The following is a 13,266-nucleotide window of genomic DNA, read 5'->3' on the forward strand; positions in this document are numbered from 1 at the left end:
GCCGGGCAGTCTAGTGAGCGCGCTTGCGGAAGTATTTGATCCAGATCAAATACTTCCGGGTCGCCCCCCAACCATAATCCATCCATCGTCTATCCAGGAGGACTTGTGAAGAATGCACAGTTGAAAGTAGTTCCGGCCGCGCCGACACCGGCGCCGGCCCCGACGGTCGCGCCGCGCGCCAATGCGCTCGACCTGTATGTGCAAAGCCGGGTGGCGCGCCTGACCGGCGGCGTGTCGCCGATTGCGATGTCGCTGGCGTTCCAGGACTGGTGGCAGCACCTGGCCGTGTCGCCGGGCACCTGCAGCGAGCTGGCGGCGCAGTGCATCGGCGGCCTGGCCGGCGCGGCGGCGCCCGAGGACGGCGCCGGCGGCGATAGCCGTTTCGATAACTTTGCCTGGCGCCAGTGGCCGTTTTCGCAGTATGTACACGGGTTCAAGCAGGCCGAGCGCTTTTGGGCCCAGGCCACCACCGGCGTGCGCGGCGTGGCGCCGCACCATGCCGAGGTGGTGGCGTTCACCGCGCGCCAACTGCTGGACATGTATTCGCCGTCGAATTTCCTCTGGACCAATCCGGAGGTGTTGCAGGCCGCGGCCACCAGCGGCGGGCGCAGCCTGATCGATGGCGCGCTCAACTGGCGACGCGACCTGTGCCGCCACTTGGCGCCGCCCGGCATGGCGGTGCCGGAACCGGTCGGCGCCAGCTACGTGCCGGGGCAGGACGTGGCCGTCACGCCGGGCGAGGTCATCTACAGCAATGAGTTGATGGAGCTGATCCAGTACACGCCGCAGACCGAGCAGGTGTACCGCGAGCCGGTGCTGATCGTGCCGTCGTGGATCATGAAGTACTACATCCTCGACCTGTCGCCGCACAATTCGCTGGTGCGTTATCTGGTGCAGCAGGGCCATACGGTGCTGATGCTGTCCTGGCGCAATCCTGGCCAGCACGACCGCGACATGGGCATGGACGATTATCTGCAACGCGGCGTGTTCGCCGCGCTGGAGCAGGCCGACCGGCTGGGCGGCGGCGAGGCGGTGCATGCGGTGGGCTACTGCCTGGGCGGCACGCTGCTGGCGATCGCCGCCGCCGCCATCGATTCCGGCGAACATGCGCCGCGCGGCAAGCTGGCCTCGGTCTCGCTGCTGGCGGCGCAGACCGATTTCAGCGAGCCAGGCGAACTGGGGCTGTTCATCGACGACAGCGAACTGGCGCTGCTGGACGCGCTGATGTGGGACCAGGGCTACCTCGACGGCGACCAGATGGCGGCCTCGTTCCAGCTGCTGCACGCGCGCGACCTGGTGTGGTCGCGCATGATGCGCGAGTACCTGCTGGGCGAACGGACGGCGCCGAACGATTTGATGTCGTGGAACGCCGACAGCACGCGGCTGCCGTTCCGCATGCACAGCGAATACCTGCACGGCCTGTTCCTGCGCAACGACCTGGCCGAAGGACGCTACCGGGTGCAGGGCAAGCCGGTGGCGCTGGCCGACATCCGCACGCCGATGTTCGTCGTCGGCACCGAGCGCGACCACGTGTCGCCATGGCGTTCGGTGTACAAGATCCATCTGCTGACCGGCGCGCCCATCGATTTCGTGCTGGCCTCGGGCGGGCACAACGCCGGCATCGTCTCCGAGCCCGGCCACGCCGGCCGCAGCTACCGCAGCCATCCGGCCGGCGGCATCGGCTACAACAGCCCGGACGAATGGCTGTCTGGCGCCGACCGCAGCGAGGGTTCGTGGTGGCCGCACTGGCAGCAATGGCTGGTGCGCCGCTCGGTGCGGCAGCGTGTCGCGCCGCCGGCCATGGGGCTGGGAAGAGTGTTGGGACCGGCTCCAGGACACTTCGTCATGGAGCATTGAAGAAGAAGGGCCGCACCGGGTGCGGCCCTTTTACTTAGTGCGAGATTAATGCGAGATCAACACCGGCAGCGTCATCTCGCGCAGCACGCTGCGCGTGGCGCCGCCCAGCAGCGTTTCATGCAGGCGCCGGTGGCCGTAGCCGCCCATCACCAGCAAGTCGCAAGCCCGTTCGGCCGCCGCGCACAGCAGGGCTGAGCCGGTGTCGACGGTGGTGAACTCGCGCATCACGTCGACCCGCAAGCCGTGGCGCGCCAGGAACAGCGACATGTCGGCGCCCGGCTCGCTGCCATGGCGGGCCGGGTCGCGGTCGGGGTTGAGCACCAGCAGCGTGATGCGCTCGGCCAGCCGCAGCAGCGGCAGCGCGTCCGTGAAGGCACGCGCCGCCTGGGCGCTGCCGTCCCAGGCCAGCAGCGGATGGCGCGCCAGCGTGGGCGCCGGTGCACCGGCCGCGCTGGCCGCGTTCGGCACCAGCAGCAGCGGCCGCCCGCTTTGCAGCAGCAGTTCCGGCGGCAGCGGACGGTTGACGCCGAACTGGATGTCGTCGGGGTCGGTCTGGCTCAGCACCAGCAGGTCGGCATAGCGGGCGTGCAGCAGCAGGGCGCTTTCGGCGTCGTCCTCCTGCAGGCTGCTGGACCATTTGCCGATGCCGGCCGCCGTGGTGTCGCGCTCGAAGGCGGCGAGCGCGCCCGCCGCCTGCCGGCGCAGGTGGTCGAGGATGTGGGGCGGCAGCGGCCACGCGCCCAGCGTGTCGTCCCACTCGGCGTAGCGCGAGAGGCCGGTCGTCGCCACGCCGGTCAGGTGGGCGCCGGTGGCTTGCGCCAGCTGAGCCGCCAGCGCATAGCGGGCGGGGGCGTGCCGCGATTGGTCGCAATGCACCGCGATGGTCTGGTAGCTCATCGTCGGGCCTCAGTGCGACATCAGGACGGGCAAGGTCATCGACTCAAGCAGCGTGCGCGTGACGCCGCCCAGCACCATTTCGCGCCAGCGCAGGTGGCCGTAGGCGCCCATCACCAGCAGGTCGGCGCCGAGGTCGGCCGACAGCGACAGCAGTGCCTCGCCGACATTCATGCCTTCCGGCTTGGGCTGCTGCAAGACCTCGACCTTGACGCCGTGGCGCGCCAGGAACAGCGCGATGTCCGCGCCAGGCTCGGCGCCGTGCACGCCGTACTGGCGCTTGGGATCGAACACGGCCAGCGTCACGCGGGCGCTGCGGCGCAGCAGCGGCAGTGCGTCGGTGACGGCGCGGGTGGCGGCGCGGCTGCCGTCCCAGGCCACCAGCGCGTGGCGGTCGATGTGCGGATATTTGCCGACGTAGGGCACGACCAGCACCGGCCGGCCGCCGTACAGCGCCAGGTAGGCCGCCAGGCCCGGCCCCAGCAGCAGGCCTTCGTCGCCCGGCTCGCTCTGGCTCAGCACCACCAGGTCGGCGTAGCGCGCCTGCAGCACCAGGCCGTCCTGGGCCGCGTCGTCGCTGATGCGGCGCTCGTAGCGCGTGCCGGCCGCGCTGGCCTGGGCTTCGAAGCGGTCCAGCGCCTGCTCGGCGCTGCGCGTCAGGTCGTCGATCTGGTCCTGCGGCACCATGCCGGCGTACATCATGGCGCTGTTGCGGTAGTACTCCGACAGCACGCCGGTCGCTGCCGCGCCGATCAGGTGGGCGTCCTGCTCGCTGGCGAGCCGGGCCGCCACGGCGACGCGCTCGGAGACGGTGTCCGAGTTGTCGACGTGGACGAGGATGGATTTGTAGGACATGGCGTACTCCTGGTCTGTTGAAAAACTCAGGCTAACAAACGCTATTCGCAAAATATATGATGTGGATCAAATTTCCGGCAATACCTCATATAGTTCGGTGTGGCCGAAGCCCTGCTCGTAATCCAGCACCGAAATGATGGTTGGCGTGATACGGACGAACACGGCGCCCGGCCAGGTCACGCTTTGGCCGCCGCCTCGCTGTCGCGCACGACGGCCAGCTCGTCGGCGAAGCCCGCCAGCGTCGGCATATAGGCATCGCTGAGCACGTCGCGCTGGCGCAGGCTCATGCTGGCGACCGGCAGTTTGTTGCACAGCTCGGCCATGGCGGTCAGCACGTCGGCGCCGCCGCTGCCGCCCATGGTGCAGAACAGGCCGATGCGGCGGAAGTGTTCGCGCTGTTGCCGGATGTAGCTGCGCATCGGTGCGCTCATGCGACCGGCCCAGACCGGCGTGCCGAGGATGACGAAGAGGTAGTCGGCGGGGCGGTGCTCGGGAGCGGCGATGTCGGCGGGCTGGCGGCGCAGGGCTTGCCAGGCCGAGCGCAGATAGCCCGTTACACCGGTGCGCGGGCGCACGTCTTGTATGCGCTCCAGGTCCGCGCCGCAGGCCTGGGCGAGGGCGGCGGCCACTTTGGCGGTGACGCCGGAGCGGGAGTAGTACACGATCAGGACTGGTTTCATGGCGGCTCCTTGCGTGGCCCGCTATCGGACCCCGCTGGTTAGACCGCGAGACGGCGCCATAGTTCCGGCGCCGTCGAACTTCAGCTGCTGCTCAGGCCTCCGCCCAGCGCCTTGTACAGCGCTACCGCATTGCCGAACTCGTTGCGGCGCAGTTCCAGCAGGTTTTGCTGGGCGGCGTACAGCAGGCGCTGCGCATCCAGCAGTTCCAGCCGGCTGTCCTGGCCCGCGTCGTAACGCAGGCGGGACAGCGCCAGGCGCCGCCCGGCGGCTTGCACCACGCGCGACTGCGCCTCTATCTGGCGGCCGTAGGTGGCCCGGCCCGCCAGGCCGTCCGCCACTTCGCGGAACGCGGTCTGTATCGCCTTTTCATACTCGACCACGGCGGCGGACTTGCGCACCTCCGCCAGCCTCAGCTCCGAACGCAGCTTGCCGTGGTTGAACAGCGGCTGCGTGATCTGCGGCGCGAACGACCACACGCGCTGGCCGCTGTCGAACATGCCGGACAGCGACGGACTGGCGTATCCCAGGCTGGCGGTCAGCGAAATCTGCGGGAAGAAGGCGGCGCGCGCCGCGCCGATGTCGGCGTTGGCGGCCAGCAGCCCCTGTTCGGCCTGGCCGATGTCGGGACGGCGCGACAGCAGGTCGGACGGCAGGCCGGCCGGCAGTTGCACCAGCACCGGCTGCTTGTCCAGCGCCACGCCCGGCGGCAGGCCGGCGGGCGCGTGTACGCCGGTCAGCAGGTCGAGCGCGTTGCCCGCCAGCGCCACGGCGCGCAGCCGCGCCTCGCGGTCGGCCTGGGCGGTGGCGACCTGGCCTTCCGCTTCGGCCACGTCCAGACCGCTGCGCTGGCGCGCGCTCTTCAGCTGCTGCGCCAGCTCCAGCGAGCGCTGCCAGTCGGTCAGCGTGCTTTCGGTCAGCAGCAGCTGTTCTTCGGCCAGGCGCTGGGCGAAGTAGGCGTCGGCCACCGCGCCGACCAGGGCGATCTGCGCGGCGCGGCGGCTGGCGTCGCTGGCCACGTAGCGGGCGAATGCTGCTTCGGACAGCGCCGCCACGCGGCCAAACAAGTCGAGCTCGAAGGCGCTGACGCTCAGGCCCGCGCTCTTCTGGCTGCCCACCGAGGCGGCCGATCCGCCGCCCGCCGGACTGCGCTGCCGGGACAGACCGGCGTTGGCGCTCAGCGTCGGCAGGCGGGCGCTGTCCTGGATGTCGAACTGCGCGCGCACGGCCTGCACGTTGAGCAAGGCCAGCCGCAGGTCGCGGTTGTTTTTCAGCGCCAGGTCGATCAGCGATTGCAGGCGCGGATCGCCGAACATGGTTTTCCAGCCGAGGTCCGCGCCTGTGCCGGCCTCGGGCGGGCTGGCGGCGAGGCCGCCGAAACTGGCAGGCACCGGCGGCAGCGGTTTCTCCAGCACCGGCGTCAGCGAGCAGGCGCCCAGCAGCAGGGCCAAGGCCAGCGCGGCCGGCGCCTTGGCTGGGATACGAGGTTTGCACATCATGCTTGTTTCTCCACGAGGTCGGCCGCCGGCTGGCGCTTGGCGCCGAACCGTTCAACCAGGCCTACTACAACGACATAAAATACCGGCACAAAGAAGATCGCCAGGATGGTCGCGCTGACCATGCCGCCGAACACGCCGGTGCCGATCGCGTGCTGCGTCTCCGAGCTGGCGCCGCCGGCCAGCATCAGCGGCAGCACGCCGAGCGCGAAGGCCAGCGAGGTCATCAGGATCGGACGCAGGCGCAGGCGGGCCGCTTCGATGGCCGATTCCACCAGTCCCTTGCCCTGCTGGTGCAGCTGGCGCGCGAACTCGATGATCAGGATCGCGTTCTTGGCCGACAGACCGATCACGGTGATCATGCCGACCTTGAAGAACACGTCGTTCGGCATGCCGCGCATCATCACGGCGGCCACGCAGCCGATCAGGCCCAGCGGCACCACCAGCATCACCGACACCGGTATCGCCCAGCTCTCGTACAAGGCCGCCAGCACCAGGAACACCACCAGCATCGACAGCGCCATCAGCATCGGCGCTTGCGCCGCCGACTGTCTTTCCTGCAGCGACACGCCGGCCCACTCGACCGCATAGCCGGGCGGCAGTTGCTTGGCCAGGTTTTCCATTTCCGCCATGGCCTCGCCGCTGGATGCGCCGGGCGCCGCGCTGCCGCTGATGCGCGCCGTCGGATAGCCCTGGTAGCGCACCATTTGCAGCGGCGTCTCGCGCCACTGCGGCGTCACCACTTCGCTCAGGCGCACCATGCCGCCGGCCGCGTTGCGCACGTGCAGGCGCAACACGTCGTCCAGCTGCATGCGGGCGTTGGCGTCGGCCTGGATGATCACCTGCTGCATGCGGCCACGGTTGGGGAAGTCGTTCACATACTGCGAACCCATGGCCACCGACAGCGTGTCGCTGATGCTGGCGAAGCTCACGCCCAGCGCTTCGGCTTTCTGGCGGTCGATGTCGAGGCGGATGCTGGTGCCGTTGGGCAGGCCTTCCGGATAGACGCCGGCCACCAGCTTGCTGTGCGCGGCCAGGCCCAGCAGCTTGTCCTGCGCCGCCTTCAGCGCGGCTTCGCCCTGCGCGGCGCGGTCCACCAGGCGCAGCGAGAAGCCCGACGAGTTGCCGAGGTCGTCGATGGCCGGCGGCATCACGCTCATCACCATGCCTTCGTTGGTCTGCGACATGGCGGCCTGGGCCAGCGCCACTTCTTCCTGCACGGTGGCGCCGTTGCGCTTGTCCCAGTCCTTCAGCATGGTGAAGGCGATGGCCGCGTTCGGGCCGCTGCCGGTGAAACTCCAGCCCAGGATGGACTGGTTGTTGGCGATGCCGGTGCGCGAGGTCAGATGGTCCTCGTACTGCTTGACGATATCGAGCGTGCGTTCGGTGCTGGCGTCGGACGGCAGCTGGATCGAGGTGATGAAGTAGCCCTGGTCTTCTTCCGGCAGGAAGGAGGCCGGCAGCACGCGGAAGGCGAACACCAGCATGCCGACCAGCACGGCGAACACCAGCATCACGCGGCCGGAGCGTTTGATCACGCGCGCCACGCCGCTTTCGTAGCGCAGGTTCATACGGTCGAACTGGCGGTTGAACCAGCCGAAGAAACCGGTCTTCTGATGATGGCCCGGATCGACCGGCTTGAGCAGCGTGGCGCACAGGGCCGGCGTCAAGGTCAGCGCCAGGAAGGCGGAGAACAGGATGGACACTGCCATCGACAGCGTGAACTGGCGATAAATCGCGCCCACCGAGCCGCTGGCCAGCGCCATCGGAATGAACACCGCCGTCAGCACCAGCGTGATGCCGATGACCGCGCCGGTGATCTCGCGCATGGCCTTGGAGGTGGCGGCCTTGGGCGACAAGCCCTCGGTCGCCATCAGGCGCTCGACGTTCTCGACCACGACGATGGCGTCGTCGACGATGATGCCGATGGCCAGCACCATGCCGAACATGGTCAGCACGTTGACCGAGAAACCGAGCAGCAGCATGATGGCGAACGTGCCCAGCAGCGCGATCGGCGCGACGATGGCCGGGATCAGCGTATAGCGTATCTTTTGCAGGAACAGGTACATGACCAGGAACACCAGCACCATTGCTTCGATCAGCGTGTGGATCACCTTCTCGATGGAGATCTTGACGAAGGGAGCGGTATCGAACGGCACCGAGTAGGCGATGCCGGACGGCAGCGTCTTGCTCAGCTCGTGCATGCGCGCACGCACGGCGTCGGCGGTCTTGACCGCGTTGGCGCCGGGCGACAGCTTGACGGCGGCGCCGGTGGCGGCGCGGCCGTTTTCACGCGTGGCGCTGGCGTAGTTCTGCGCGCCCAGCTCGACGCGGGCGACATCGCCCATGACGACCTTGGAGCCGTCCAGGTTGGCGCGCAGTACGATGGCGGCGAACTCTTCAGGCGTCTGCAACTGGCCCTGCACCGTCAGCGGGATCGAGACGCGCTGGCCGGCCAGCGACGGCGTGTCGCCGATGCGGCCGGGGGCGATCTGCGCGTTCTGCTGCGCCACCGCCGTGCCCAGGTCGCTCATGGTCAGCTTGTAGGACAGCAGCTTGGCGGGGTCGACCCAGATGCGCATGGCTTTCTCGGCGCCGAACAGCTGCACCTGGCCCACGCCGGGGATGCGGCGCAGCTCCTCGACGATGTTGCGCGCCATGTAGTCGCTGAGGTCGATCTCGTCGTACTTGCCGTTGGAAGCGCTGAGGCCGACGATCATCAGGAAGCCGGAGCCGGCCGATTCGACCGACAGGCCGTTCTGGCGCACCGCCTGCGGCAGGCGCGGTTCGACCGACTTCAGGCGGTTCTGCACGTCCACCTGGGCCAGCTCGGGATTGGTGCCCGGCTTGAAGGTGGCGGTGATCTGCGCCGAGCCGGAAGTGTCGGCCGACGATTCGAAGTACAGCAGGTTCTTGACGCTGGACAGGTCGCGTTCGATCAGGCTGACCACCGCGTCGTTCATGGTCTGCGGCGTCGCGCCCGGATAGCTGGCCGAGATGGTGACGCTGGGCGGCGCCACCGACGGATAGCGTTCCACCGGCAATTGCGGAATCGCGATCAGTCCGAACAGGACGATGAAAATGGCGATCACCCAACCGAAGATCGGGCGGTCGATAAAGAATTGAGGCATGGGGTATTCCTATCTGATCCTTGCGGTATTAACGCTGCGCCGCCGGGGCGGCCACGTTGGCCAGGGTGGCGGCTTGCCGCTTCCATGGCGAGATGTCGAGCTTGGTGTCCGGCTGGATGCGGTCCAGTCCTTCGACCGCCACGCGCTCGCCGCTCTTCAGGCCTTGCGTGACCAGGTAGCTGTGGCCGACCAGGCCGCCCAGCTTGACCTCGCGCAGCGCGGCCTTGCCGGCGGCGTCCAGCACCCAGACGCGGGTGGCGCCGGCGTGCAGCACGGCCTGCTGCGGCACCAGGATGCCGTCGGCGTCGGCCATGCGCCCGATGCGGGCGCGCACGAACATGCCGGGCAGCAGCTGGCGGTCCGGGTTGGGCACCAGGATGCGCAACACCATGTCGCCGGTGCCGGTGTCGACGTTGATGCCGGAGAACAGGATGCGCGCTTCCAGGCCGTAGCTGTTGCCGTTGCCGTCCAGGATGGTGGCCTTGGGCGGATGGGCGGCGTCGCCGCGCAGCGTGCGCAGCATCGAGGCCGGCTGGCGCACGTCCACATACACCTGGTCGATCTGCTGCACGCGGGCCATCGGCGTGGCGTCGGTCTGCGCCACCAGCGCGCCTTCCGTCACCAGCTCTTCGCCGATGCGGCCGGAGATCGGCGCCGTCACCGTGGCGTAGCCGACGTCGAGGCGGCGCCGCGCCAGCGTGGCCTTGGCCTGGGCCACTTCGGCCTGGGCCTGGTCGCGCTGCGAGACCGCGTCGTCATAGCTTTGCTGGCTGACGGCGTCGGCCTGCACCAGCGGGCGGATGCGCTCGGCCTGCAGTTTGGCGCGCACCAGCGCCGCCTCGGCGCGTTGCAGCGCGGCGGCGGCGGTGTCGGCATCGGCCTGGAACGGCGCGGTGTGAATCTGGAACAGCGGCGCGCCGGCCTTGACCTCGGCGCCTTGCTCGAACAAACGGCGCTGGACGATGCCGCCCACCTGCGGCCGTATCTCCGCGGTGCGGAAGGCCGTCACGCGGCCGGGCAAGTCCTCGGCCAGTTCCACCGGGCCGGCGGACACGGTCATGGCCGTCACCTTGGCCGGCGGCGGCGCTTCCTCGGGCGGCGCCTGGCGGCAGGCGGCCAGGGTCAGAAGGGTGAGCCCGGACAGCAATGCCGGCAGGGCCTTGAGTTTGTTGTTCTTGATTTGCATAACGAGTCGTCCAAAGTGTTTTCCCTCCACGAGGGAATGCAGGGTAGCGACTTTAATGGTGCTACGTGATCTATCCATTGAGGAAATATGGAGATATGATGGAGAACGTTACTTTTTTTCAATGAATCCATGCTCAATCCCCATTCCCCGGTTTCCGCAGGCGCTGCGGGCGGCCCGCTGGTGCTGATCGCCGAGGACGAATCCGAAATCGCCCAGATCCTGCAAGCCTACCTGGCGCGCGACGGCCTGCGCACCGTGCACGCGGCCGACGGCCGCATCGCGCTGGATATGCACCTGTCGCTCAAGCCCGACCTGGTGCTGCTGGACGTGCAGATGCCGCGCGTGGACGGCTGGAAGGTGCTGGCCGAATTGCGCCAGCGCGGCGACACGCCCGTCATCATGCTGACCGCGCACGACCAGGACATCGACAAGCTGATGGGCCTGCGCATCGGCGCCGACGACTACGTGGTCAAGCCCTTCAATCCGGCCGAGGTGGCCGCGAGGGTAGGCGCCGTGCTGCGCCGCGCCGCCGCCCGCAACGCGCCGCCGGCGGCCGGCCTGCTGCGCTGCGGCCCGCTGGAAATCGATCTGGAAACCTACCAGGCCAGCGCCGAAACGGCCGGCCAGCGCACGCCGCTGAACCTGACGCTGACCGAGTTCCGCCTGCTGACCCACATGGCGCGCGCGCCCAAGCGGGTGTTCACGCGGGCCGAGCTGCTGGTGGCTTGTCTGCCCGAAGGCAATGCGTTGGAACGCACGGTGGACAGCCACGTCAGCAAGCTGCGCAAGAAGCTGGAGGATTGCGGCATGAGCGGCGTGCTGACCAGCCTGCGCGGCGTCGGCTACCGGCTGGAGGATGCGGAATGATGCGCGGTCCCGGCCTGAACCGGCAGATCACACTGGCCATGCTGGCGGTGTCGCTGGGCATGACGCTGGTGGTGCTGCTGGGTTCCTACGTGTTCTACGCGCTGGTGATCGAGTACCGGCCGGACCTGCTGTCCGGGCCGAGCGACATGATACCGACCAGCACGGAATGGGTGTGGATGGCGTCGGTGACGATGGTCGCGCTGGTGTTCGCGGTGTGGGCGTCGGCGCGGCTGGCGCGGCGCATCCTGGCGCCGCTGAACTCGGTGGCCGACAGCGTGCGCCGCGTCGCCCATGGCGACCTGGCCGCGCGCGCCGTGGCCGGCGACCGTTCGCTGGGCGAGACCGCCTTGCTGGTCGACGACTTCAACGCCATGGCCGAACGCCTGCAGCGCATGGAGCGGGAAATGGTGACGTGGAACGCCGCCATCGCGCACGAGCTGCGCACGCCGGTGACGATCTTGCGCGGCCGCCTGCAAGGGCTGGCCGAGGGCGTGTTCCAGCCCGATGAAAAACAATTCCGCGGCTTGCTGCACCAGGTGGAAGGGCTGTCGCGCCTGATCGACGACCTGCGCATGTTGAGCATGTTCGACAGCGGCCACTTGAAGCTGGAGCTGGCCGACTGCGACCTGGCCGGCTGCATCCGCGACGTCGCGCACTTGCTGGCGCCGGAGCTGGAACGTTCGGGCTACCGCTTGGCGCTGGACCTGGCCGAGGGCCGCATCTGCTGCGACGCCGCGCGCATGCGGCAGATCCTGCTGGCCTTGCTGGACAACGCGGGCCGCTATGCCGATCCCGGCGTGATCCGCATCCGCACGCGGGTGCTGGGCGCGCAGTACTTGTTGCAGGTGGAGGATGCCGGTCCCGGCATCGATGAGGAGCTGGAAGGCAAGCTGTTCCTGGCCTTCCATCGCGGCGAGCATGCACGTGCCGGCGCGGTGGGCGGCAGCGGGCTGGGGCTGGCGGTGGTGCGCGCCATCGCCGAGGCGCATGGCGGCGTCGCCTCCTACCGGCGCGGCCACCATGGCGGTGCGATGTTCGAGATTGCCTGGCCGATGCCGATGCCTGGCCCGGCTGCGCTCAGCTAAACCGCTTCAGGTGGGCTGGCCGTGGAAGGCCTTGTTGGCGATCTTCCAGCCGTCGGCGGTCTTGAGCAGCACGAAATAATCGACAAAGGTGGTGGCGCCGTGCACCAGCGTGATGCGGGCGCTGGCCGCGCTGCCATGGACTTCGATCCAATCGACCGTGCGGCGGCGCTGCGCCTCGTCGGCGGCAGGCGTGCCTTTGAAGCGCTCGCAGTAAGTCGCCAGCGGCCACGAGGTGAATACGCCTTCGCGCATCGATTCGATGTGGGCCGTCGGCAGGAAAGCCTGGCGCATGAAGTCGGCGTTGTCCTGGGCGTGGCCCTGGAAATAATTCTGTACCGGCTCCAGCGCGGCCAGTTGTTCGGCGTTGAAGCGCGGTTGCGCGGCTTGGGCGTTATCCATAGGGTGTCTCCTGGTTGAGAGGGCATCCTACGTGACGCCGGCGCGGCTGTGGCAGGGCCGCGCCGATAGCATCTATACTCAGCCGGCGATATCGCCGCCCGCACGCGCGCGGCGGCGGGCGACCACGCCCAGCAGGCCCAGGCCTACGGCCAGCATGCCGTAGGTGGCCGGCTCCGGCACGGCGCTGACCTTGATGTTGGCGTCCGGCGCGAAGTCGGCCAGGCGGCCCAGGCCGCTGACCCGGCTGTCGATCGACCACACGGTCCAGGTGTAATCCTTGAACGCCAGGCCTTTCGACGGCAACAGCGAGGCCGAGACGGTGGAGTAGATCTCGTTGCCGACGATGTGGGTGTTCAGGGCGTTGGCGCCGGCGTTGCCGGTGCCGTCGGAGCGCAGCGTCACGGTCGAATTGAAGGTCACGCCCGGCAGGCCGACCGAGGCGAAGGGCGCGTTGGTGGAGCCGCCCACGTCCAGCCCGAACACATAGGCGGCCCCGGCCACGCCGGCGATCGGTCCGGCGGCGGTGGTGCGGAACACGAACTCGTTGGTGGCGGCGTTGTAGCCGACATCGGCCGACAGCACGTCGAACGCGGCGGTGTGGCTGCCGGTGTAGACCGCGAGGAAGTCGCCAGCCGGGTCGGCAACGGCGTGGGCGTTGGCGGCGGCGGCGATGCCGGCCAGGGTGATAGCCTTCAGTAGCAGTTTTTTCATGTCAGTTGTCCGTTCTGGGTTGTGGGAGGCGAGCCTGGGCGCGCGAACCGTGTATTCCAGACAACTGGCAAAAGGTTTTAAATCGCATCAATATATTTTCGGCGACGG

At 68.6% G+C, this 13,266-nt stretch carries 11 protein-coding genes; 3 read left to right on the forward strand and 8 right to left on the reverse strand.

Annotated features, from left to right (window positions below; translation table 11 throughout):
• The first annotated feature begins 105 nt into the window (after positions 1-105).
• Positions 106-1,857 (forward strand): alpha/beta hydrolase, encoded by a 1,752-nt coding sequence (locus DUGA2_RS13310; RefSeq protein ID WP_070269736.1) that lies wholly within the window; start codon positions 106-108, stop codon positions 1,855-1,857.
• 45 nt (positions 1,858-1,902) lie between these two features.
• On the opposite strand, the gene DUGA2_RS13315 is transcribed toward DUGA2_RS13310, so the two are convergent.
• From DUGA2_RS13315 to DUGA2_RS13340, 6 genes are all read right to left on the reverse strand, one after another.
• Entirely contained in the window at positions 1,903-2,754 is an 852-nt protein-coding gene (locus DUGA2_RS13315; RefSeq protein ID WP_070269737.1) for a universal stress protein, read from the reverse strand.
• Between the two features lie 9 nt (positions 2,755-2,763).
• Positions 2,764-3,606, reverse strand: coding sequence for a universal stress protein (locus DUGA2_RS13320; protein WP_070269738.1), 843 nt, complete (start codon positions 3,604-3,606; stop codon positions 2,764-2,766).
• Positions 3,607-3,782: 176 nt separating this feature from the next.
• Positions 3,783-4,286 (reverse strand): flavodoxin, encoded by a 504-nt coding sequence (locus tag DUGA2_RS13325; RefSeq protein WP_070269739.1) that lies wholly within the window; start codon positions 4,284-4,286, stop codon positions 3,783-3,785.
• 80 nt (positions 4,287-4,366) lie between these two features.
• Positions 4,367-5,782: an efflux transporter outer membrane subunit gene (locus tag DUGA2_RS13330; protein ID WP_070269740.1), complete on the reverse strand. Its 1,416-nt coding sequence runs from the start codon at positions 5,780-5,782 to the stop codon at positions 4,367-4,369.
• A complete protein-coding gene (locus tag DUGA2_RS13335; protein ID WP_070269741.1) occupies positions 5,779-8,910 on the reverse strand; it encodes an efflux RND transporter permease subunit in 3,132 nt (1,043 codons plus the stop codon). Before DUGA2_RS13335 ends, DUGA2_RS13330 begins: the two co-directional genes overlap by 4 nt.
• Before the next feature lie 28 nt (positions 8,911-8,938).
• Entirely contained in the window at positions 8,939-10,096 is a 1,158-nt protein-coding gene (locus DUGA2_RS13340; protein ID WP_070269742.1) for an efflux RND transporter periplasmic adaptor subunit, read from the reverse strand.
• A 129-nt stretch (positions 10,097-10,225) separates the two neighbouring features.
• Between DUGA2_RS13340 and DUGA2_RS13345 the strand changes: the two genes are divergently transcribed.
• Together DUGA2_RS13345 and DUGA2_RS13350 are read left to right on the forward strand one after the other, a co-directional pair.
• A complete protein-coding gene (locus DUGA2_RS13345; protein WP_070269743.1) occupies positions 10,226-10,963 on the forward strand; it encodes a response regulator in 738 nt (245 codons plus the stop codon).
• The gene (locus DUGA2_RS13350; protein ID WP_070269834.1) at positions 10,963-12,048 is read left to right on the forward strand and encodes an ATP-binding protein; all 1,086 of its coding nucleotides are present in this window, start codon (positions 10,963-10,965) and stop codon (positions 12,046-12,048) included. Before DUGA2_RS13345 ends, DUGA2_RS13350 begins: the two co-directional genes overlap by 1 nt.
• A 6-nt stretch (positions 12,049-12,054) precedes the next feature.
• Here the strand turns inward: DUGA2_RS13350 and DUGA2_RS13355 are convergent, their stop codons facing one another.
• A complete protein-coding gene (locus DUGA2_RS13355) occupies positions 12,055-12,447 on the reverse strand; it encodes a nuclear transport factor 2 family protein (RefSeq protein ID WP_070269744.1) in 393 nt (130 codons plus the stop codon).
• Positions 12,448-12,525: 78 nt separating this feature from the next.
• The gene (locus DUGA2_RS33115) at positions 12,526-13,158 is read right to left on the reverse strand and encodes a PEP-CTERM sorting domain-containing protein (protein ID WP_070269745.1); all 633 of its coding nucleotides are present in this window, start codon (positions 13,156-13,158) and stop codon (positions 12,526-12,528) included.
• Positions 13,159-13,266 lie beyond the last annotated feature (108 nt).

The sequence above is a fragment of the Duganella sp. HH101 genome (assembly GCF_001758795.1).
Classification (GTDB): Bacteria; Pseudomonadota; Gammaproteobacteria; order Burkholderiales; family Burkholderiaceae_D; genus Rugamonas; species Rugamonas rivuli.